This is a genomic window from Sphingobacteriaceae bacterium GW460-11-11-14-LB5 (genome assembly GCA_002151545.1).
Classification (GTDB): Bacteria; Bacteroidota; Bacteroidia; order Sphingobacteriales; family Sphingobacteriaceae; genus Pedobacter.
Genome location: CP021237.1, coordinates 2,226,925 through 2,248,476, shown reverse-complemented (window position 1 = coordinate 2,248,476; position 21,552 = coordinate 2,226,925). Strand labels below are relative to the sequence as shown.

The 21,552-nt window shown below is 37.7% G+C and carries 20 protein-coding genes and 1 pseudogene; 11 read left to right on the top strand and 10 right to left on the bottom strand.

Annotation, left to right across the window (positions count from 1 at the left end):
• Nucleotides 1-136: 136 nt before the first annotated feature.
• Entirely contained in the window at nucleotides 137-1,084 is a 948-nt protein-coding gene (locus CA265_09010) for a 3-phosphoglycerate dehydrogenase (GenBank protein ID ARS42937.1), read from the bottom strand.
• A gap of 79 nt (nucleotides 1,085-1,163) precedes the next feature.
• Entirely contained in the window at nucleotides 1,164-2,237 is a 1,074-nt protein-coding gene (locus CA265_09005) for a phosphoserine transaminase (GenBank protein ID ARS39780.1), read from the bottom strand.
• 11 nt (nucleotides 2,238-2,248) lie between these two features.
• Between CA265_09005 and CA265_09000 the strand changes: the two genes are divergently transcribed.
• Nucleotides 2,249-2,434 (top strand): hypothetical protein, encoded by a 186-nt coding sequence (locus CA265_09000; protein ID ARS39779.1) that lies wholly within the window; start codon nucleotides 2,249-2,251, stop codon nucleotides 2,432-2,434.
• A gap of 249 nt (nucleotides 2,435-2,683) precedes the next feature.
• On the opposite strand, the gene CA265_08995 is transcribed toward CA265_09000, so the two are convergent.
• The 4 genes from CA265_08995 to CA265_08980 form a co-directional block, all read right to left on the bottom strand.
• Entirely contained in the window at nucleotides 2,684-5,110 is a 2,427-nt protein-coding gene (locus CA265_08995; protein ID ARS39778.1) for a TonB-dependent receptor, read from the bottom strand.
• Between the two features lie 83 nt (nucleotides 5,111-5,193).
• Nucleotides 5,194-5,865 carry a ribulose-phosphate 3-epimerase gene (locus tag CA265_08990; protein ID ARS39777.1) on the bottom strand — a complete coding sequence of 224 codons (672 nt, stop codon included), beginning with the start codon at nucleotides 5,863-5,865 and terminating at the stop codon, nucleotides 5,194-5,196.
• A 343-nt stretch (nucleotides 5,866-6,208) separates the two neighbouring features.
• On the bottom strand, nucleotides 6,209-8,344 hold the full coding sequence (locus CA265_08985; protein ARS39776.1) for a polyribonucleotide nucleotidyltransferase: 2,136 nt from the start codon (nucleotides 8,342-8,344) through the stop codon (nucleotides 6,209-6,211).
• A gap of 178 nt (nucleotides 8,345-8,522) precedes the next feature.
• Entirely contained in the window at nucleotides 8,523-8,807 is a 285-nt protein-coding gene (locus CA265_08980; GenBank protein ARS39775.1) for a 30S ribosomal protein S15, read from the bottom strand.
• A gap of 180 nt (nucleotides 8,808-8,987) precedes the next feature.
• Between CA265_08980 and CA265_08975 the strand changes: the two genes are divergently transcribed.
• Complete coding sequence (locus CA265_08975; GenBank protein ID ARS39774.1) at nucleotides 8,988-9,536, top strand: hypothetical protein; 549 nt, start codon at nucleotides 8,988-8,990, stop codon at nucleotides 9,534-9,536.
• Nucleotides 9,537-9,799: 263 nt separating this feature from the next.
• On the opposite strand, the gene CA265_08970 is transcribed toward CA265_08975, so the two are convergent.
• Nucleotides 9,800-10,003 carry a hypothetical protein gene (locus CA265_08970; protein ARS39773.1) on the bottom strand — a complete coding sequence of 68 codons (204 nt, stop codon included), beginning with the start codon at nucleotides 10,001-10,003 and terminating at the stop codon, nucleotides 9,800-9,802.
• Between the two features lie 113 nt (nucleotides 10,004-10,116).
• On the opposite strand from CA265_08970, the gene CA265_08965 reads away from it, so the two are divergent.
• The 6 genes from CA265_08965 to CA265_08940 all read left to right on the top strand — a co-directional run bounded on the left by CA265_08965 (nucleotide 10,117) and on the right by CA265_08940 (nucleotide 16,376).
• Entirely contained in the window at nucleotides 10,117-10,536 is a 420-nt protein-coding gene (locus tag CA265_08965; GenBank protein ID ARS39772.1) for a thioesterase, read from the top strand.
• Nucleotides 10,537-10,990: 454 nt separating this feature from the next.
• Nucleotides 10,991-12,415, top strand: a complete 1,425-nt coding sequence (locus CA265_08960) for an MATE family efflux transporter (protein ID ARS39771.1) — start codon at nucleotides 10,991-10,993, stop codon at nucleotides 12,413-12,415.
• 331 nt (nucleotides 12,416-12,746) lie between these two features.
• Nucleotides 12,747-14,534 (top strand): elongation factor 4, encoded by a 1,788-nt coding sequence (locus tag CA265_08955; protein ARS39770.1) that lies wholly within the window; start codon nucleotides 12,747-12,749, stop codon nucleotides 14,532-14,534.
• A gap of 84 nt (nucleotides 14,535-14,618) precedes the next feature.
• Complete coding sequence (locus tag CA265_08950; GenBank protein ARS39769.1) at nucleotides 14,619-15,539, top strand: bifunctional 5,10-methylene-tetrahydrofolate dehydrogenase/5,10-methylene-tetrahydrofolate cyclohydrolase; 921 nt, start codon at nucleotides 14,619-14,621, stop codon at nucleotides 15,537-15,539.
• A gap of 153 nt (nucleotides 15,540-15,692) precedes the next feature.
• Nucleotides 15,693-15,953, top strand: a complete 261-nt coding sequence (locus CA265_08945) for a hypothetical protein (protein ID ARS39768.1) — start codon at nucleotides 15,693-15,695, stop codon at nucleotides 15,951-15,953.
• A 3-nt stretch (nucleotides 15,954-15,956) separates the two neighbouring features.
• Nucleotides 15,957-16,376, top strand: coding sequence for a twitching motility protein PilT (locus CA265_08940; GenBank protein ARS39767.1), 420 nt, complete (start codon nucleotides 15,957-15,959; stop codon nucleotides 16,374-16,376).
• A 61-nt stretch (nucleotides 16,377-16,437) separates the two neighbouring features.
• On the opposite strand, the gene CA265_08935 is transcribed toward CA265_08940, so the two are convergent.
• Nucleotides 16,438-16,773 (bottom strand): (2Fe-2S)-binding protein, encoded by a 336-nt coding sequence (locus tag CA265_08935; protein ID ARS39766.1) that lies wholly within the window; start codon nucleotides 16,771-16,773, stop codon nucleotides 16,438-16,440.
• 107 nt (nucleotides 16,774-16,880) lie between these two features.
• On the opposite strand from CA265_08935, the gene CA265_08930 reads away from it, so the two are divergent.
• The 3 genes from CA265_08930 to CA265_08920 all read left to right on the top strand — a co-directional run bounded on the left by CA265_08930 (nucleotide 16,881) and on the right by CA265_08920 (nucleotide 19,931).
• Nucleotides 16,881-17,504, top strand: coding sequence for a 7-carboxy-7-deazaguanine synthase QueE (locus tag CA265_08930; GenBank protein ARS39765.1), 624 nt, complete (start codon nucleotides 16,881-16,883; stop codon nucleotides 17,502-17,504).
• 38 nt (nucleotides 17,505-17,542) lie between these two features.
• Nucleotides 17,543-19,429 carry a hypothetical protein gene (locus tag CA265_08925; protein ID ARS39764.1) on the top strand — a complete coding sequence of 629 codons (1,887 nt, stop codon included), beginning with the start codon at nucleotides 17,543-17,545 and terminating at the stop codon, nucleotides 19,427-19,429.
• 85 nt (nucleotides 19,430-19,514) lie between these two features.
• Nucleotides 19,515-19,931, top strand: coding sequence for a hypothetical protein (locus tag CA265_08920; GenBank protein ID ARS39763.1), 417 nt, complete (start codon nucleotides 19,515-19,517; stop codon nucleotides 19,929-19,931).
• A 17-nt stretch (nucleotides 19,932-19,948) separates the two neighbouring features.
• Here the strand turns inward: CA265_08920 and CA265_08915 are convergent.
• Nucleotides 19,949-20,663 (bottom strand): annotated as a pseudogene (locus tag CA265_08915) (hypothetical protein).
• Between the two features lie 2 nt (nucleotides 20,664-20,665).
• Nucleotides 20,666-21,478 carry a 3-deoxy-8-phosphooctulonate synthase gene (locus tag CA265_08910; GenBank protein ARS39762.1) on the bottom strand — a complete coding sequence of 271 codons (813 nt, stop codon included), beginning with the start codon at nucleotides 21,476-21,478 and terminating at the stop codon, nucleotides 20,666-20,668.
• Nucleotides 21,479-21,552 lie beyond the last annotated feature (74 nt).

Sequence of the window (21,552 nt, the reverse complement as noted above, 5' to 3'; positions counted from 1 at the left end):
ATCCGAATAAGCTTACAACTTTTCAGAAAGCAATATTGGCTTATCGCTATTGGGTGCTAACGAATGCGTTAGATTAAAAAAGACCAATCTAAAGACCTTATAGGTTTTCAAAACCTATAAGGTCTAGATTTATTTATTATTTCTTAAAATGCTCAATAATCAACGTGGCCAATTCTGTGCCGATACGTTCTTGCGCTTCGTTGGTTGAGGCACCAATATGTGGTGTTAAAGAGATTTTAGGGTGTGTTAAAATTTCTGCCAATGGTGTAGGTTCGTTATCGAAAACATCTAAACCAGCGAAAGAAACTTTGCCAGAATTTAGTGCATCAATTAAAGCCAGCTCATCAATTGTGCCACCGCGTGAACAGTTAACAATACCTACCCCGTTTTTCATTTTAGCAAACTCTTCTGCGCCTAAAATCGGTTTATCGGCAAATGGCGTATGTAAACTAAAGAAATCACTTCCTGTAATTACCTCATCTAAAGAAACCGTTTTAATTGGAATACTTACTGATTTTCCACCCTGGAATTCTAAAGTGATTTCAGATTCTGAAGGATATAAATCATAAGCTAAAACATTCATACCTAAACCTAAAGCCACTTTTGCAGTAGCGCGACCGATACGGCCAAAACCGATAATACCAATGGTTTTACCACTTAATTCAGTCCCTTTAGCATAAGCTTTTTTAAGGTTGTTGAATTGGGTTGAACCTTCTACAGGCATTTTACGGTTGGCATCCTGTAAAAACCTGATACCGGTAAATAAGTGAGAAAAAACCAATTCGGCAACTGATAGTGAAGATGCAGCTGGTGTGTTTACCACGTTAATGCCCTGACTGCGGGCGTATTCTACGTCGATATTATCCATACCTACTCCACCTCTACCAATTAATTTGATATTTGGAACGGCATCAATTAATTCTTTTCTAACTTTTGTTGCACTACGTACGGTAATGGCATCGTAGTTTTTTAAAGCTTCAGCCAGTTGATCCTGAGGAACAGTCTCGGTATCAACCTGAAAACCTGCTTTTTCTAATAATTCTTTTCCGATCGGATCAATCCCATCGTTTGCTAATATCTTAATCATTGTATGTATGATAGCACAGATTAAATTGATTACACTGATAAATAATCACCATAATCATCTGTGGTTAAAATTTAAATTAATTTGCTTTTGCTTGTTGTTCTTCAAATACCTGCATGGCATCTACCAGGGCATGTACACTTGTAATTGGCAATGCATTATACATCGAAGCACGGAAACCACCAACACTTCTATGTCCTTTAATACCCACAATACCCTGCTCTTCAGCATATTTCAAGAATGGTTTTTCCAATTCAGGATTTTCCATTACGAAACAAACATTCATTCTAGAACGGTCTTCAACTGCACAGGTTCCTTTAAACAGCGGATTACGATCTATCTCTCTGTAAAGTGCCTCAGCTTTTTGCTTATTTTCTTTTTCAATTTCAGCAACGCCACCTTTTGATTTTAACCAACGAAGGTTTAATAAAGCTACATAAATAGAGAAAACAGGAGGTGTATTGTACATCGAATCATTGTCGATATGCGACTGGTAGTTCAGCATCGATGGAATTTTACGGTCAATTTTACCTAAAACTTCATTTTTAACAATAGCGATGGTTAAACCTGCAGGACCTACATTTTTTTGCGCTCCGGCATAAATTAAATCGAATTTGGAAACATCGATTACACGGCTCATAATATCAGAAGACATATCGCAAACAACCGGAACATTTGTTTTAGGTACTTCGAAAAGCTCAGTTCCGTAAATGGTGTTATTTGACGTATAGTGGAAATAAGCACTATCAGCCGGGATTTCAAAATCCTTCGGAATAAAAGTGTAATTGGCATCTTTAGAAGAAGCCACCACATTTACATTTCCGATAAATTTAGCTTCTTTTAATGCTTTGGTTGCCCATACGCCTGAATCTAAGTAACTCGCTGTTTGTCCATCGCCCAATAAGTTCATCGGAACCATTGCAAACTGTAAACTTGCACCACCTTGTAAAAATAAAACGGAATAACCCGACGGCACATTTAATAATTCCTTTACCAACTTATCAGCTTCAGCAACAACTGCCTCAAATTCGGTTGTTCTATGCGAAATCTCTAAAATTGATAATCCATCGTTAAAATCTAAAACAGCCTGAGCTGCTTGTTTAAACACTTCTTGAGGTAAAATACAAGGGCCTGCGCCAAAATTATGCTTCATCTTATTATATAATGTTTTATGGGCGTAAATGTAAAATTTTTAAAGCAGTTATGCCCATAAAATCGTATCATAAAAAATTAAATTTTGTTAAAAATCTCGATAAATTAACGCGTTTTGTTGCAGTTTTTGTAAAAGAAATTGTTAATCACAAAGGCAAAAAGATAAACACTGATTTTTTTGTTTCGGAAAGCAGATAAAGAAGCATTTTCGTTGCAGCAGCCCCGCCATTCACTTCAATCTTTTTTGTGAATGTCAGGCTGAGTTTGCAGGTGATTTGCAGTAAAAAAGTATTTTCGTTGCTGTCGGGTTTAAATTACCCTGTTTCTGTAATGCTTAGGGAAATATCTAGCCCATTGTGAAGTACAAACTTTCAAAACAAAACAAAGCCTTTTCAAAGTAAGCCTGTCTGGCTAAGACAAAAAGATAAAAAATTATATTTTAGTGGTTTATGGCTTATTCTTCAATTTCACGATCAACTTGAGGTTAAATTGTCTTCCTGTTAAATAATTAGGAATGGCATACTGCACATTATCTACATCTTTTAGCCACAGATATGAAACTGTGTTGTCAATGTTCAGCATATTAAAAACCTCGAAAAACAGTATAACCGAACTGAAATTTTTATCTAAAAACTTAGGTTTGTGCAGTGCGGCATCATCAAGAAAATCTTTAGAAAAACCGATATCTACACGTTTATACGATGGAATAAAAAACTTATCCAAATATCTTGGTGTTTGTGACGGACCTATCGGTAACCTTGAGCCATAAAGGGCATTTAAATGCACTTTATACGTAGGACTATTTAACAGTTTATCCTGAAAAAAGATGGAGAAATTTAAGCGTTGATCGGTTGGCCGCTTTAAATAGCCAGGGTAAATAGTCGTTCCGTTTTGTACATAACTATCGCCGATAATATCTTCGTTGGCATGCATTACCGACATCCTGAAATAAGAAACCAAATCTTTAACAAACTCTCCGCCAATGCTAAAATCGGCACCATAAGCATAGCCACGTGATACCTCATTTGCCAGATATTTAATTCTCAGGTTATCTATTTTATAGGGGATCAATCGGTCAGAATATTTAAAATAAGCCTCCGAAGTGAACTTTAACCGCGTTCCGAAAGCATCAAAAGCATATTCATAACCCAGTGAAGTATTGTAAGAGCTTTGCGCTTTCTGATCGATATTCAGGACGCCCGAAAAATCACGAATGGTCCGGTAGGAAGGCGGTTGTTTGTAAACGCCGGCAGAAAACCTTAAAATTTTATTGTTCGAATTGGGCCGGTAAGCAATTAACATCCTCGGACTGATTAACAACTGTTTGCTTAACGAACTGTAGGTAGCGCGGGCGCCCAATTGCAGTTCTGCCGAATTTGAAAGCGAATAACTATCCTGGATATAAGCACTGTAGTTTTTAATATCGATATTGTTCTGCACGTTAATCACATTTTGCAAGGTGATATTTTTCGAATTATTCGGTAAAATAAAACCCGCTGAATCAGTATAGTTGTATTCATTTAAATGGTCATCATACTTCGATTGATCGAATTTTATGCCCCAGGAAAAAACATGATTATTAAAATTCTGATCTACTTTTATTTCAGAAGCAAAAATTTGTGTATTTAAACTATTTCTTCCGTAATTATAATAACTGCCAATGCCCCTGTTTTTATTAACCACGCCAAAATTTTCACCTGAAAAAGTATTATCTACTTCATCAAAAACATAACTGCCGTTAATGTCGAACCGTTCTCTTTCTATGGTGCTGAAATAACTATTGATAAACTTAATCACCAGGTTTGCTTTAGGGGAATAGGTAGCCGTAACAGCACTTCCTAAAGTTCGGTAGTCATCGATTTCTTGTCCAGTATAATCAACATTTAACCTTAGCGTCGTATTTAAAGTTCCAAACTGTGTTTCCCGGTTAGTGGGCACCAATTTAAACTGCCCGAGATTAAAACTGCCTAAAAAGCTGATATTAAATTTCGGTGAAAAATCATATTGATACAGCAATTGAGCGTCGGCAAAATTGGGACTATAACTCCCCTTTTCATCTTGTTTAATGAGTACACTCGAATTGTTTTTATAGCGTAAACCAGCCAGCAGGAAACTGTTTTTGAATATCCTTTTAGTGGTCAGTGAAGTATTTAAAAGGCTGGTGCTAAAAATGGTTTGATTGCTATCGGGTTTATCGTACCTGATATCTAGAATAGAAGAAAGTTTATCGCCATATTTCGCTTCAAAGCCACCTGCAGAAAATTTCGCTTTACTCACGAGATCTGAATTGATAAAACTTAGTCCCTCCTGCTGTCCGTTGCGGATCAACACAGGTCGGTTAATTTCTACATCATTGATATAAATCAGATTTTCATCAAAATTACCTCCGCGAACGCTATACTGGGCACTTAATTCATTATTTGTAGATACGCCGGGTAAGGTTTTCAGTAGCGTTTCAAAATTGCCCGAAACCAATGGCATCGATGAAACATCTGCAATATTAATGGTCGTGGTATTGCTTAACTGATTCTGTTTATTGGTGATGTTAACCTGCTCTAATTCATTGATATTGGCTATTAAATTTACCTGTTTGGTAATCCGTGAGCCAGACCGCTCGCTAAATTTTATGGTTTGAGGCTGGTAGCCCAAAAGCGAATATTTAATACTAAAGGTTCTCGATTTTGAATAAATGGTGTATACACCAAATTCATCTGTAATGGTTGATTGTGCCTGCCCCAGAACGATAACGGTCACCTGCGATAATGGCAACTTTTCATCACTGTAAACTATCCCCGAAACCCTAACTAAAGGCTGTGCAACAGCAAAACTGCAAGCAGCAATTAAAAGGAAAAGGATTAGCCGAAATTTGAGCATTTTTAGTATCAGACAAAAGTATCAGGTATGAAAACGGTATCCGCCTCAACCTAAAAACAATTTAGCAATAAAACATTTAACAATTAAATATTTATCGTGCTGGCCGTCAGGTTTTTCATTTTAGAAATGGTTTCAGTTGGGTTATCTGTTGCGAAAACTGCATTTCCGGCCACGAAAGCATTGGCACCTGCTGATACTAATGTCGCAATATTTTGTAAACCAACACCACCATCAACCTCGATGATTAAGTTTTCGTTTAGCCCTTGAATTAAGGCTTTTAAATCCTTTATTTTCTTGTAGGTATTGTGGATGAAAGCCTGTCCACCGAAACCGGGATTAACCGACATAATCAACACCAGGTCAAGATCCTCAATTACATCCTGCAATAAGTTTACTGGCGTATGCGGATTTAGCGCTACACCAGCTTTGCAGCCAGATGCTTTAATTAACTGGATTGTTCTATGTAGGTGTGTGCAGGCTTCGTAATGTACCGTGATTCGGTCTGCTCCTGCCTTGGCAAAATCCTCGATGTATTTATCCGGATCAATAATCATTAAATGTACATCTAAAGGTTTGGTTGCATGTTTTTTTACAGCAGCCATTATCGGGAAACCAAAAGAAATATTCGGAACGAAAACACCATCCATCACATCAACGTGGAACCAGTCGGCTTCACTGTGGTTAATCATTTCAATATCGCGCTGTAAATTGCCAAAATCAGCAGAAAGTATGGATGGGGCAATGATGTATTTCATTTAATTATTTCTTAGTTTCTTAATTCCGCTATTATTTTTTGCGGCAGCATTTATAAACGTCGTCACCCTGAATTCATTTACTGCGTAGCTTTCCGCTTCGCTACAGGTCAGGGTCTCAATAGCAAGAAAGATGCTGAAATAAATTCAGCATGACGCTACGATGCAAGTTACAAAAGAAGTGCGAAAGTTTTTAGTCAGAAAGACCGAAGTTAAATTTTTACATAAAACAACAAACCCTTCCAGTAAAACTGAAAGGGTTTTATTATTTGTGTCCGTCACCCTGAATTTATTTCAGGGTCTATCAAACAGATGCTGAATCAAGTTCAGCATGACGTATCGATTATTAAGCTTGTGGCGCTGCTGGTTTTTCAGGTCTTGGCAATAAAACTTTACGGGAAAGTTTCATTTTACCTTGTTTATCGATGTCTAATAATTTAACCTCGATTTTATCACCTTCTTTTAGCACACCATCCATGGTTTCTAAACGTTCCCATGAAATTTCAGAGATGTGTAATAAACCATCTTTACCTGGCATCACCTCAACAAACGCACCGAATGGCATAATTGATTTTACTTTACCCTGGTAAATTTCGCCAATTTCTGGTTTAGCTACGATATTACGGATACGGGTAACTGCTGCATCAATAGCGGCTTTGTTATCAGCAAATACTTCCACAATACCTTTACCATCAACTTCTTCGATAGAGATTGAAGCACCGGTTTCGCGTTGCATTTCCTGGATAATTTTACCTCCAGGGCCGATAATTGCTCCGATAAATTCTTTATCAATAGTTAAAGAAACAATACGTGGCGCATGTGGTTTGTAATCTTCATTAGGTGTACTGATGGTTTTCTTCATCTCGTTTAAGATGTGTAAACGACCATCTTTAGCCTGTAACAAAGCTTTAGTTAAAACTTCGTAAGATAAACCATTGATTTTTAAGTCCATCTGGCAAGCAACAATACCATGCTCGGTACCGGTTACTTTAAAGTCCATATCACCTAAGTGATCTTCATCACCTAAAATATCAGAAAGGATTGCATATTTACCGGTTTTCTCATCAGTAATTAAACCCATTGCGATACCAGATACTGGCGATTTGATTTTAATACCTGCATCCATTAATGCTAATGTACCAGCACAAACAGTTGCCATTGATGATGAACCGTTTGATTCTAAGATATCAGAAACCACACGGATGGTATAAGGATTTGCTTCACCTTGAGGCAATACTTTTTTCAATGAACGTTGTGCTAAAGCACCGTGACCAATTTCGCGACGGCCAGCGCCTCTGTTTGGTCTAACCTCACCAGTTGAGAAACCAGGGAAATTATAGTGCAATAAGAATTTGTTATAACCATTAAAGAAAGCACCGTCAATCATTTGCTCATCATCTTTGCTACCTAAAGTAACTGAAGTTAATGATTGCGTTTCGCCACGTGTAAATACAGCCGAACCGTGTGCAGCAGGTAAATAACCAACTTCACTCCAGATTGGGCGGATTTCTGTAGTCTTACGACCATCTAAACGGATACCTTCATCCAACAATAAGTTTCTGATGGCATCATACTGAACATCATGATAATAATGTTTAGCCATTGCTTTAGTTAAATCTGCAGTATCTTCTGGCATTGCTTCGAAGAATTCGTTAATGATCGCGGTGAAACCTTCTTTACGAACATCTTTATTGCCACCAGCTTTTGCTACAGCATAAACTTTATCGTAAGTATCAGCATAAACTTTAGCTTTTAAATCCGCATCGTGGTCTTCGTGACTGTATTCGCGTTTAACCGTTTTGCCGGTAGCTTCAGTTAATTCAACCTGAACGGCACATTGAACTTTAATTGCATCGTGTGCAAATTTTAAAGCCTCAACCATTTCGTCTTCCTGAATTTCATCACACTCACCTTCAACCATGCCTATATCGTTAGCCGAACCAGCAACCATAAACTCTAAAGTTGCACGTTCCAGTTCGCTAGCTTTCGGATTGATGATTAATTTACCATCGATTTTTGCAACACGTACTTCAGAAATTGGACCATTGAAAGGGATATCAGAAACTGATAATGCAGCAGATGCCGCTAAACCTGCCAAACAATCTGGCATGATATCTTTATCAGCAGAGATTAATGAAATCATCACCTGTGTATCAGAGTGATAATCACTTGGGAACATTGGGCGTAAAGCTCTATCCACTAAACGAGAGATTAATACCTCGTAATCAGATAATCTTGCTTCGCGACGTAAAAAGCCTCCTGGGATACGGCCTGTAGCCGCATATTTTTCCTGATAATCAACCGATAAAGGTAAAAAATCAGTACCTGGTTTAGCGCCAACAGTTGATACTACAGTTGCTAACAACATCGTATCGCCCATTTTTACCACAACCGAACCATCAGCCTGTTTAGCCAATTTACCAGTTTCAATTTCTACAATTCTGCCATCGCCCAAATCGAACGATTTTTTTATTACATTCATTTAAATAGAATTATGGTGTGTTTTCCTCTTTCTACACACCGTTGTTTATATATGTATTTGTTTTTGCAAACGAAGATAGGATTAAAAAAGCCTATCTATAATAAAACCCGTTAAAAAAAATTAACAGGGAATTAAAAAGCCATTCCCTAAAGAATGGCTTTTAATGATAAACTTGCGCTTATTTTTGTTTGATGATATCACGAAGCGATAAAGCTTTGATGATAGCACGATAGCGCTCAATATCTTTTTTGTATAGGTAAGCCAAAATACCGCGGCGTTTACCTACTAATTTTTGAAGTGACAACTGCGTAGAGAAATCTTTACGATTTTTCTTTAAGTGTTCTGTTAAGTGCGCAATACGGTATGTAAATAACGCTACTTGACCTTCTGCAGAACCCGTGTTGGTTTCTACTTTGCCGTGTTCTTTAAAGATTACAGCTTTTTTCTCTGGACTTAAATACATTCTTGAATAATATTAAAGCAATAAAAAATTAATTAATTGTGGCGCAAAGATAAGGCTATTTTTATTTATAAGCAAGTGGTTGTTGCTTATTATATTATCATGTTTTAGAAATATTTATCCCCTTATAGGTTCAACAACTGATATTTTCTATTTTAGATTGATTTTACAACCTAATGAGATATGCAGAAAGCTCAAAATAAGCCCAAATTATCATTAAACACTATCGTTGGTTTGTGTGCCATTGTAACCAGTATTTGTGCCATTATTATAACTCTATATCAAACCAGGTTGCAAAAAGTTCAGCAGTATGCATCTGTAAAACCACTGCTTATGAGTTATTCAAATAGTTTTTCTGACATCAAAAAAAATGGAGAAGATAATTACCATTATGAATTTCTGATTGTAAATCAAGGCCTAGGTCCGGCTATAGTATCCGATTATGGTTTTTATTACAAATCTAAACGTTATGAGAATGTAGCTGAAATCCTTAAACAAATAAAAAACGATAACAAATTAGCCATAACCAAATCTGTAATACTGGCTAATCTTTGGAAAAACGAAATTTTACCGGTTGGCGAAAAGTTAAGTCTGATTAATATAAATGATGAACGCTTGGGACCGCTTGTAGAAAAAGCTGATATTAAAATTATGGTTCAATATAAATCACTTTATGGAGAAGAATGGCGTTTTATTAGTAATGATAAAACTGAACCAAGGGAAATTGATTAAATTTTAATTTTCCTTTTTTTAGAAAGGCAAACTCGGTTTTTCATAGCTTGCTATCCTCCCGCCCTCGCTGCAATCTTTTTGCGATTGTTGGTTTGAGTTTGTCGAAGACCTGCAGCAAAAAGGATTTCCGCTAAGTCGGGTTTAGAGAATCTGAGGCGGTGCAAGAAACTTAGTTTCGCATTATTATTGCATGTCAAACTACTCAAATGTTTCCAATAACAAAAGCATCTCTGGGTTCTCTTTATCAAACGACATATTGAAGCTTATAAGTTTGGCTTGCGGATAATAATACCTTTTCCTTGAGGAGATTTTAAAGGCTGGCCACCATTCATGGTAACTGAAATTTGGTTGAGTTGCAAAACACCAAAAAAGCGTTGCTCGGGCGTGCGGCTTAAATAAACATTTTCACGCGCTTCGACTATTGTTTCGCGCGGAATTGTAATATCATATAAAGTGAGCTTTCCCATTTCAAATCAAAATACGAAAAATTGTCAAGTAAATACACTACATCATATTCACATTTGTCAAGTAATACTTTACATTCAGTCATTATTAATACTTTTGCACAAAACATTTACCCTTGGAAAAAAATCAATACAGCATTTTCGAAAGTGAACTACGTGTTCGTCCGGATGATATCGATATGTTTAACCATGTACATAATAGTAAATACTTAGATTATGTTCTGGCAGCCCGTTACGAGCAAATGGAGAAATTCTATGGTATGCCCTGGGAACATTTTACCAAACAAGGCCTGGGCTGGGTGGTTAGCCATGTTGACATTAATTTTAAACGTCCGTTACTAATGAACGATCTAATGCTGATTAGAACAGGTATTTTAACCATGAACGATAAAGGCTGCGCGGTTCAGTTCGAAATTATTAACCAGAAAACGGGTAAAGTAGCATCAGACGGTATTTTTGATTACGTATTAATTGATTTAACTACTGGTCGTGGAACAAAAGTTTCAGAAGAAATGATTAAAGCATATAGTATATAGAAGATGATACACAAATTAAGGGGTTATACTGGTTACAGTTTCGTCCTCTTTTTTTTATAACTGAATCATGACTAAGCAGCTATTTATCAAACGAAATAAATTTTTACAGGTTGTTACGTTGAGCCTGTCGAAACGCCTTTGAAACTGATCCTTCAATAAGCTCAGGATGACTAGTAAGTGTACAAAAGGAACTTAAACAGACCCTGGAATAACATTCCGTGTGTTCCTTGAGTCCGTGGTAAAAAAAAATCAATCACTATCTTAAAAATTAGTCATCTAAATTTGACAATTCAAAATTTTATCTATCTTTGATTTATCAATAGAACAGAGCCATGATAGTATCTGCAATCCGTTTGAGGTTCTAAACAACCGAGGATTCCCCTCCGCTTCAATTTTAGGTATGTACGCTTAAAGCGTATCATTGGTTTATACATTACACTTTACTTTTTATTATATGTCACAGTCCACAAAGACGCAAGGCAAACTTTCGTCTTTTTTCGATATCCTCGTTCAGTCTTTAAAAGGTCACGAAGTTGATCTTACTTCAATTAGTATTAAACGCGCAATTATTTTATTGGCCATTCCGATGATGCTGGAAATGGCTATGGAATCGGTTTTTGCTTTAGTTGATTTATATTTTGTTGGCCACCTGGAAAATAGTAGCCATGCCATACAGACCGTTGGTTTAACAGAATCTGTATTAACCATTATTTACTCATTGGCCATTGGATTAAGCATGGCTGCAACCGCAGTGGTTGCACGGAGGATTGGGGAGAAAAATCCGGAAGCAGCATCAAAAGCGGGCATGCAAACCATTGTGATAGCTGTTTTCGTTAACATTATCATCAGTATTCTGGGGCTAATTTATGCCAAAGATATTCTATTACTCATGGGGGCTTCGGCCGAAACTGCCGAGCAAGGTGTTACATTTGTTCGTATTATGATGGGTGGAAGTATCATAATTGTACTTTTATTCCTAATTAACGGGATTTTTCGGGGAGCAGGTAATGCGGCAATCGCCATGCGGAGTTTATGGATCGCCAATATTGCCAACATCATCCTCTGCCCTATTTTTATCAACGGTTTAGGCCCTATACCTGCATTTGGTTTAACCGGTGCTGCAATTGCAACTACAATTGGTCGTGGTTTGGGAGTTACCTATCAGGTTTATAATCTGTTTAGTGGTAAAAATATATTGAAAATACGGATTAGTCATTTCCTGCCTGATTTTGACCAGATTAAAGCTATCGTTAAGATTGCCGCACCGGCCATCTTTCAGTTTGTAATTGCGAGCTGTAGCTGGGTGTTTTTGGCAGAACTGGTTGCCACTACCGGTGGCGATACCGGGTCGGCAGGTTACCAAACGGCACTACGACTCATGATGTTTTTTATGTTACCTGCCTGGGGCTTGAGTAATGCAGCAGCTACGCTGGTTGGTCAGAATTTAGGCGCAGGCCATATAGATCGTGCTGAAAAATCGGTATTCCAAACCTTGAAATACATCATTGTTTTCATGGCGGTGGTCAGTGTATTGTTCTTGACCTGTGGACATTTGTTCGCAGCATTTTTCACTTCAGATGAAAATGTGATTGCCGTTGCAAGCAAAGCTTTAAAAATTTTAAGCATTGGTTTTGTGATTTATGGAGCGGCAATGGTGTTTAGTAGTGCATTTAACGGTGCTGGCGATACCTGGACGCCTACCAAAATTAACATTTTTGCCTTTTGGTTGTTTCAGATTCCTTTAGCTTACTTTTTGGCTAAATTTTTAGAAATGGGACCAACAGGTGTTTTTATTGCCATCCCAACAGCCGAAGCCGGTATTGCGGTGGCTGCCTTTATCTTATTTAAAAAAGGTAAGTGGAAGAAAACAATGGTTTAATTTTTTAACCACAGATGGGCACTGATAAACACAGCTGTTTTATTAATAAACTGAAATTGTTATCGTGCCTGTTTGTGGTTAATTTTAAGCATCAGGTAAGAAACCGCTCAAAAGCATTACTGCTATTGGTTAAATAAACCTGATTGGAACGAACATCCCGGTTTTCTACCGTTCGAACTAGCATTAAACCAACACCGGGATAAAGTGTAAAGCAGGAACGAAGTAACCGAAAAGTACTGCTCTTGCTTTTCAAAACAATAAAAATTCAGCCTTTGCGGCATTCCATTTTCCCTCTTACATTTTCCATTAAAAAGCATATCTTTGCGCAAAGATGAAGCATATACGTAATTTTTGCATTATTGCACATATTGACCATGGCAAGAGCACCCTGGCTGATAGGTTATTAGAATATACAGCGACGATTTCGCAGCGTGAAGCGCAGGCGCAATTGCTCGATAACATGGATTTAGAGCGTGAGAGAGGCATAACGATTAAAAGTCATGCCATACAAATGAACTATAAGGTTGGTGATATTGAATACAATTTTAACCTGATCGATACACCAGGCCACGTCGATTTCTCATACGAGGTTTCACGTTCCATTGCAGCCTGCGAGGGCGCTTTACTTATTGTAGATGCTTCGCAAGGGATTCAGGCGCAGACTATTTCGAATTTATATCTGGCTTTAGAGCACGATCTGGAAATTATTCCGATTTTAAATAAAATGGATTTACCCGGGGCTATGCCTGAGGAAGTGAAAGACCAGATTATTGACCTGATTGGATGTAAACGCGAAGATATTATTCCGGCATCGGGTAAAACCGGAATGGGCATTCCTGATATCATCCAGGCCATTGTTGATCGTGTTCCAGCTCCAGTTGGCGATCCTGAAGCACCGTTACAAGCGTTGATTTTTGACTCTGTTTTTAACTCATTCAGAGGGATTATCGCTTATTATAAAGTGGTAAACGGCGAAATCAAAAAAGGCGATAAAGTTAAATTTATTAATACTGGCAAAGAATACCTGGCTGATGAGGTTGGTATTTTGAAACTGGATATGTCGCCACGTAGTGTGGTTAAAACCGGCGACGTGGGTTATATTATTTCTGGTATTAAAGAAGCCAGAGAGGTAAAGGTTGGTGATACGATTACAACTGTGGCCAGGCCATCATTAGATGCCATTCAGGGTTTCGAAGAAGTTAAACCAATGGTTTTTGCAGGGATTTATCCTGTAGATACCGATGAGTTTGAAGAATTACGTGAGGCGATGCATAAATTGCAACTGAACGATGCTTCTATCGTTTTTGAACCAGAAAGTTCTGCTGCACTTGGTTTCGGTTTCCGTTGCGGTTTCCTGGGCATGTTGCACATGGAAATTATCCAGGAGCGTTTAGAACGTGAGTTTGATATGACCGTAATTACAACGGTTCCCAACGTATCGTACATTGCGTATACTACTAAAGGTGACGAAATTATTGTTAACAATCCTTCTGATTTACCTGACCCAAGTAAGTTGGATTCTGTTGAGGAACCATATATTAAAGCAAATATCATTACGAAAGCAGAGTTTGTTGGTCCGGTAATGTCGCTTTGTATTCAGAAACGCGGAATTATTGTAAATCAATCTTATCTTACTTCAGATCGTGTTGAACTGGTTTTCGAAATGCCAATGGGCGAAATTGTATTCGATTTTTATGATAAGTTGAAAACAATTTCTAAAGGTTATGCTTCTTTCGATTATCACCAAACAGGTTACCGTAAATCGGATCTGGTTCGTTTAGATATGTTATTGAACGATGAGCCTGTAGATGCTTTATCATCATTAATCCATAGAAGTAATGCTTACGATTTTGGAAAGAAAATTTGCGAGAAATTAAGAGAATTAATCCCTCGTCAACAGTTCGAAATAAAAATACAGGCATCAATTGGTGCTAAAGTTATTGCCCGCGAAACACTGAGTGCTTTACGTAAAGATGTAACCGCTAAATGTTACGGTGGTGATATTTCCCGTAAACGTAAGTTATTGGAAAAACAGAAAAAAGGTAAAAAACGTATGCGTCAGGTGGGGAACGTAGAAATTCCGCAGACGGCGTTTATGGCAGTTTTGAAATTAGATTAACCCCCTAGCCCCCTTGAGGGGGAATTACTAGCGAGTTTTATTAAGTCAAATCTTAAATTATAAAATTATAACGGAGCAAGTTATATGAGCGATGGAAATTCAAAGTCCCCTTCAGGGGATTTAGGGGTATTATTAGACGGTAAATACGTATCAGAAAAGGTTAAAGTTCAAATTGCAGAAGAAGCTGCCGAATTTTTAAATAAAAGTGGTCGCAAGCCACACCTGGTTGCTATTTTAGTGGGTAACGATGGAGGAAGCGAAACCTATGTAGCCAGTAAGATGAAAAACTGCGAAAAAGTTGGTTTTAAATCATCACTACATAGATATGATAACTCAGTAACTGAAGCTGAATTATTGGCGAAAATTGAAGAAATTAACCAGGATGATGAGGTAGACGGATTAATTGTTCAATTGCCTTTACCTAAACACATCGATCCGGAGAAAGTAACCGAAAAGATCGATCACCGTAAAGATGTAGATGGTTTCCACCCGGTAAATTTGGGCAGGATGATGCGTAATCTACCTTGCTTTATTCCGGCAACACCTTATGGTATTTTATTGATGCTGCAAGAGTATGGTATAGACACAACAGGAATGCACTGTGTGGTTGTTGGTCGTAGTAACATTGTGGGAAGCCCAATGAGTATTTTAATGGCCCGTAACGCAAACCCAGGCAACTGTACGGTAACACTTACCCACTCGCGCACAAAAGATTTAAAAGAACAGGTTCTACAGGCCGATATTGTAATTGCTGCCATTGGTAAAAAGAATTTTGTTACAGCCGATATGGTAAAACCTGGTGCTATTATTATTGACGTAGGAATTAACCGTGAAACTTCTGCTGAAACCAAATCGGGCTTTAAGTTATATGGTGATGTAGATTTCGAAAACGTGGCGCCTAAAGCCTCTTACATTACGCCTGTTCCAGGTGGTGTAGGTTTAATGACTATTGTTGGTTTATTGAAAAATACTTTAGCATCAGCTAGAAAAGAGATATACGCTTAGCGGTAGTAGGTTGAAGGGTTGAGGGTTGAAGGTGAACTCATTGCCAAGGAAAATATCAAAAGCGATTCAATAAAAATGAATCGCTTTTTTTACGTATTATTTTTTAAATTTATACGTATATTTTGTATATTCGTTTATAAAACAATTAAGATAATGGATGCCAAATTAACCTTAAGCTTCAGTCAGGATGTTGTTGCAAAGGCAAAAAAATATGCTGCCGATAACAACATTAGTTTATCTCGTTTAATAGAGCATCTGTTAATACAGGTAACCGCAAAAGAGTACAAATCTTTAGAAGATTTCCCTATTGCAGATTGGGTAAGTATGGTTGCCGAAGGTGAAGTAGAATATAAAAAATCTCCAAAAAAAACACGTAAGGGTTCAAAAGATGAATTCTTTTCTTCTAAAAAATAACAAATGAAGATATTTTTAGATGCAAACGTTTTGGTTTCGGTACTGAATAAGGAATATCCACTTTACACATATTCGTCCAGAATTTTAAGTTTAGCCTCTCATCCAAAGTTTGATGTATACACCTCTCCTCTTTGTTTGGCAATTGCTTTTTATTTTGCAGAAAAAAAACATAATGCTCAACTCGCAAAGCAGAAGATAGATTTACTTTGTCGCTATATTAAAATCGCTGAGAATTCTTCTGAAGGAGTTTTCAATACTCTTACGAATAAATCTATTAATGATTTCGAGGACGGTTTAGAATATTATGCCGCTGAAACGGTAGGTAGTATGTGTATCGTTACAGAAGATATAGAAGATTTTTATTTCTCAAAAATAGAGGTTTTAAATTGCCAGGAATTCTTTAAAAGGTATTTGCTCAATTAGGCCTTTCAAATGTTATCAGTATTTGAAAGAGGCTGATTAACATTCACCTCATCAAATTAATTTATCCCCAAAGTTTACTCCACCAGCTTTCTTCGAAACCAATATACAGGCCGTCTTCACGCAATTCGGTTGGGTAAATATTGATGTAATCGCCCTGCCCCTCTGCGCCTCTCCCTGTGGTTAAATTATACTCATATCGATGGATGGGGCAAACCAGGTTGCCGTTTTTGCACCAGCCGCCACTAAAATGACCTCCAGCATGTGGACAATGAGATTGGGTTGCAATAATTTTATCATCATTATTGATCAGACAGATCTGTTTTCCACCAACCTCGATGGTCTTGATGCTATCCGGACGGGGAATCTGGTTATTATTTAGTGCTTTAAACCACTTCATTCTGCTAAAATACAGCAAATAAATATCACTCTTATTTCATCTTTCTATTAAATTTCAAAAGAGGAACAGCATCACCATATTTTTTTAGGATATTTGCATCCTCAAAAATGAAACAAGAAATACCAGAAGACGGCACATTACTTCCTTTAATGGAAGAATTTTATACTATACAGGGCGAAGGATTTAATACTGGTAAAGCAGCTTATTTTATCCGTTTAGGGGGCTGCGATGTAGGTTGCCATTGGTGCGATGTTAAAGAAAGCTGGGACGCAGAAATGCACCCACTTACCCCATCAGACGTTATTGTAGAAAATGCCGATAAATTTCCGGGCAAAGCTGTTGTAATTACTGGTGGCGAGCCCTTAATTTATAACCTGGATTATTTAACCAATAAATTAAAAGAAAGAGGTATTCTTACTTTTATCGAAACATCTGGTGCCTACCCACTTTCGGGAAACTGGGATTGGATCTGTTTATCCCCAAAGAAGTTTAAAGCCCCAAGACCAGATATTACGCCATTTGCACACGAATTAAAAGTTATTGTTTTTAATAAAAGTGATTTTAAATGGGCCGAAGAATATGCTGCAATGGTATCTCCTACCTGTAAATTATATCTTCAGCCTGAGTGGTCTAAATCAAAAGAAATTACACCATTAATTATTGAGTATGTAATGGCCAATCCTAAATGGGAGATTTCTTTACAAACACACAAATTTTTAAATATTCCTTAAATTAGTTTACATTAGCTTTGATAACCAAATGTTAATGTATGAGGTTTTGTCTATTCTTATCCCTTAGTTTATTTAGCTTTTGCCTATTTGCTCAAAGTTCGGGCAATAAAAAAGCGCAAACCTTTTTCGAAAAAGCAAATCCATTAATTCAAAAGCAAGATTATACCTCAGCAGAGCAGGCTTTAAAAAGTGCAGTTGAGGCTGATCCTTTATTTCAAAATGCCTATGTAATGCTTGCCGGGCTTTACAAAATACAAAAGAAATATCCGGATGCCAGAACGGCTTACGAAAAAGCGATACTAATCAACAAAACGTTTGCCCCGGAAGTCATGTATGGCTTGGCTGAAACAGAATTTGCTACGCAGGATTATTTAAAAGCGAAACAGCACTTTAGTGAATTTTTGATGTTAGATTCTTCATCTGACAGAGGGAGAAGAGCAAAAAAATACCTCTTAGATTGCGATTTTGCTGCATTAGCCATAAAGAAACCCGTAAAATATAGCCCAACAAATTTAGGTGATGGTGTAAATACAACTGATGCAGAGTACTTTCCTGCGATAACTGCTGATGGCGAAACCCTGGTTTTTACCCGTCAGGTGAATGGTAATGAAGACTTTTGGACCTCACAGTTTAAAAATAATACGTGGGGTATCGCCACGCCTTTATCAAGTAAAATAAACACGATGAGATATAACGAGGGTGCCCAAACCATTTCTCCTGATGGTAAGTATCTGTTTTTTACCGGATGCAACCGCCCTGATGGTTTAGGTCGCTGTGATATTTACGTTTCACACCGTGAAGGAAAAGATTGGGGTGAGCCTTATAATGTTGGTCAGCCTGTTAATTCTGAATTCTGGGAATCTCAACCGGCCATCAGTCCTGATGGAAGAACATTATATTTTATCAGCAACAGACCTGGCGGATCGGGTGGTTACGATATATGGAAAAGCACCATTACCGATGATGCCAAATGGGGACCTGCCGTTAATCTTGGTCCAGAGATTAATACTGCATTCGATGAGAACACCCCTTTTTTGCATGCAGATGGTAAAACCTTATATTTTTCTTCTGATGGCTGGCCAGGTTTCGGGAACAAAGATATTTATTACAGCCGGCAGGAAAATGATGGTAAATGGCAAAAGCCCATCAATATGGGTTATCCGATTAACTCTTTTGAAGATGAAAGTGGTTTAGTAGTAAGTGCCGATGGTAATTCAGGATTGTTTTCATCAAATTTAAAAGGCGGTTACGGCATGCAGGATATTTACAGTTTTGGAATCCCTGAAGTAGCCAAACCATTAAAAGTTTCATATGTAAAAGGAATAGTAAGAGACCGGGATACTAAAAAAACGATTGAAAGCAATGTCCAGGTAGTAGATTTGAAAACCAATAAAACTGTTTTTGACGACTACACAGATCCTGAGACTGGGCAGTTTTTAGCGGTAATGCCTGTAGGGAGTAATTACTTGTTCAATGTAAATGCCGAAGGTTACATGTTTTACTCCGAAAACTTCGAGCTCAAGGCCGGGGATATTAATAAACCTTACCAGATTGAAGTTTATATTGAAAAGATAAAGCAAGGTGGGAATGTAACCTTAAGAAACATTTTCTTCGATACCAATAAATTTAATCTTTTGCCCGCTTCTATCCGTGAACTGGATCTGCTGATCGACTTTTTACATCAAAATGAAAACGTTCAGATCGAGATTCAGGGGCATACAGATAATGTTGGCGATGATAAACTAAATGAAAAGTTATCATTTAACCGTGCCAATGCCGTTTACGAATACCTGATTAAAAATAGTATCGATGCCAAGAGGCTTACTTATAAAGGTTTTGGTGCCAGTAAACCAATTGCTGACAATAAAACTGATTTGGGTAGGAAAAACAATAGGAGAACCTCGTTTGTAATTACTAAGATATAACGGGAACTTTTATAGCAATATAAATTAAAGATTTTGCCTTAAATGCAACGCCCTGTTAAGTCGATAAACTTAATAAAAATTAAAAATGTCTCAGCATTACGGAAACCATAAAAGATTTTACCCCCCTTTTCATTTTTTCGCTATACCATTAGCCATATTAGGATTAGGTTTTGCCATTTACTCTTGCATTGCCATACCCACTATCATTACAGGCTTGCTGGTGCTTGCATTTTTCCTGATAGCGATTATAGCGGTAATGGCAAGGATGTTCGCGCTTAAAGCACAGGATCGAGCGGCGAGGGCTGAAGAAAAATTACGTTATTACATTCTGGCCGGTAAAGCACTTCCGGTTGAACTAAGGATGGGTCAGATTTTGGCTTTACGTTTTGCTGGTGATGAAGAATATTTGGCTTTAGTAGATAAAACACTTTCAGAAAAACTATCTCCCGGCGAGATTAAAAAAGCTATCAAAAACTGGCGGGGAGATTACCATAGGATATAATGGTAACTTTGTCAGTACTAAAACTTCTTCCCTTTTAGTACCCTTATTTCAGAGCCTTCGGCTAGGAATACTGAATCAGGCTTGGCATGATTTAAAAAAGCGAAATCATTCCCATAGTTGATTCCAAAATCGACATTAATTTTATAATCATTTACAGGATAAGCCTCCCAGCGCGGATGCTCTACCCCATATTCAGAAGTTTTATTCCTTCCGATTTTAGTATAACCCCAATAATGTTCGGTGATATACTCCTCTTCGCTTCCGACCCTGATTTCTTCAGCTTTTGATGCAGCGGTTACTGAAAAGTTATGCCAATTTCTATTCTTCCAAAGATAATCTACCTCAATTTGGTTTTCCTGTTCAATCCAAACATGTTTCATCGGAAATGTTTGGTAATTTTCTTTATAAATGGTATTTGCTACAAAGGTGATGGCTGGTTTGGGTACAAATTCTTTGATAAAAACTACGCCGCGCTTCCAGGTAGTGCCATCTTAAATTTAACATAAAACCTAAGGTTAACTTCCTCAAAATTGGTATGGAAAGGAATGTTAATGCCCGAAGTTTAACATCAACAAACATAAAGCCCACTAAACTGACATAGTATTTACCTTGCCAGTCATCTAACTCGATGTGTGGAGGAAGGTATTTCGAAAGTATTTCTTTGTCTACAGCGTACTGTGCCAGCGCCAGTTTACGCCATTCGGCAGTAAGAAATACTTTCGGATTGTTCAAAATTATAGTATAGCTTGTCTGATACGAATCAGCTTGGTTAATGTTTCTTCCAGCAGGTCTAAATGTAACATATTGGCGCCATCTGATTTCGCATTAGCCGGATCAGGGTGCGTTTCGATAAATAAACCATCTGCTCCTACCGCAATTGCCGCCTTGGCGATGGTTGAGATCAGTTCTGGTTTGCCTCCGGTTACACCACTGCTTTGATTGGGCTGTTGCAATGAATGCGTACAATCCATTACCACTGGCACGCCAAAACTCTGCATTTCAGGTAATCCGCGGTAATCAACAATCAAATCCTGATAACCGAAGGTATTACCTCTATCCGTCAGGATTACTTTATTGTTGCCGGCCTCTTTTACTTTTTCTACAGCAAATTTCATTGAACCTGCAGAAAGGAACTGGCCTTTTTTAACGTTCACTACTTTTCCTGTTTCTGCAGCAGCAATTAACAAATCGGTTTGGCGACATAAAAATGCAGGAATCTGCAATACATCCACGTATGCAGCAGCCATGGCGGCCTCTCCGCTTTCGTGAATATCAGTAACTGTTGGCACGCCAAATTCTCTACCAATGCGTTCTAAAATACGCAAAGCTTTTTCATCGCCAATGCCAGTAAAGGAACTTCCTTTACTTCTGTTAGCCTTGCGGTACGAACCTTTGAAAATATATGGGATTTGAAGTTTATCCGTAATGGTAATGATCTTTTCGGCAATTCTCATAGCGATATCCTCACCCTCAATAGCGCATGGTCCCGCCATTAAAAAGAAATTCCCTGAATCTGTATTTTTTAATTTATCTAAGTAGTTTAACATATGTAAAATGTGTAATGGAAAATGGAAGATGGGTTTATGCACAGTGCTATAATTCCATCTTCCATTTTACGTCT

Excerpts from the sequence above, each read along its gene's own strand:
- CA265_08985 (ARS39776.1), bottom strand. The coding sequence starts at position 8,344 with ATGAATGTAATAAAAAAATCGTTCGATTTGGGCGATGGCAGAATTGTA.
- CA265_08990 (ARS39777.1), bottom strand. The coding sequence starts at position 5,865 with ATGAAATACATCATTGCCCCATCCATACTTTCTGCTGATTTTGGCAAT.
- CA265_08975 (ARS39774.1), top strand. The coding sequence starts at position 8,988 with ATGCAGAAAGCTCAAAATAAGCCCAAATTATCATTAAACACTATCGTT.
- CA265_08945 (ARS39768.1), top strand. The coding sequence starts at position 15,693 with ATGGATGCCAAATTAACCTTAAGCTTCAGTCAGGATGTTGTTGCAAAG.
- CA265_08910 (ARS39762.1), bottom strand. The coding sequence starts at position 21,478 with ATGTTAAACTACTTAGATAAATTAAAAAATACAGATTCAGGGAATTTC.
- CA265_09000 (ARS39779.1), top strand. The coding sequence starts at position 2,249 with ATGTTTTATGGGCGTAAATGTAAAATTTTTAAAGCAGTTATGCCCATA.
- CA265_08935 (ARS39766.1), bottom strand. The coding sequence starts at position 16,773 with ATGAAGTGGTTTAAAGCACTAAATAATAACCAGATTCCCCGTCCGGAT.
- CA265_08960 (ARS39771.1), top strand. The coding sequence starts at position 10,991 with ATGTCACAGTCCACAAAGACGCAAGGCAAACTTTCGTCTTTTTTCGAT.
- CA265_08940 (ARS39767.1), top strand. The coding sequence starts at position 15,957 with ATGAAGATATTTTTAGATGCAAACGTTTTGGTTTCGGTACTGAATAAG.
- CA265_08925 (ARS39764.1), top strand. The coding sequence starts at position 17,543 with ATGAGGTTTTGTCTATTCTTATCCCTTAGTTTATTTAGCTTTTGCCTA.
- CA265_08920 (ARS39763.1), top strand. The coding sequence starts at position 19,515 with ATGTCTCAGCATTACGGAAACCATAAAAGATTTTACCCCCCTTTTCAT.
- CA265_08970 (ARS39773.1), bottom strand. The coding sequence starts at position 10,003 with ATGGGAAAGCTCACTTTATATGATATTACAATTCCGCGCGAAACAATA.
- CA265_08955 (ARS39770.1), top strand. The coding sequence starts at position 12,747 with ATGAAGCATATACGTAATTTTTGCATTATTGCACATATTGACCATGGC.
- CA265_08930 (ARS39765.1), top strand. The coding sequence starts at position 16,881 with ATGAAACAAGAAATACCAGAAGACGGCACATTACTTCCTTTAATGGAA.
- CA265_08980 (ARS39775.1), bottom strand. The coding sequence starts at position 8,807 with ATGTATTTAAGTCCAGAGAAAAAAGCTGTAATCTTTAAAGAACACGGC.
- CA265_09005 (ARS39780.1), bottom strand. The coding sequence starts at position 2,237 with ATGAAGCATAATTTTGGCGCAGGCCCTTGTATTTTACCTCAAGAAGTG.
- CA265_08950 (ARS39769.1), top strand. The coding sequence starts at position 14,619 with ATGAGCGATGGAAATTCAAAGTCCCCTTCAGGGGATTTAGGGGTATTA.
- CA265_08995 (ARS39778.1), bottom strand. The coding sequence starts at position 5,110 with ATGCTCAAATTTCGGCTAATCCTTTTCCTTTTAATTGCTGCTTGCAGT.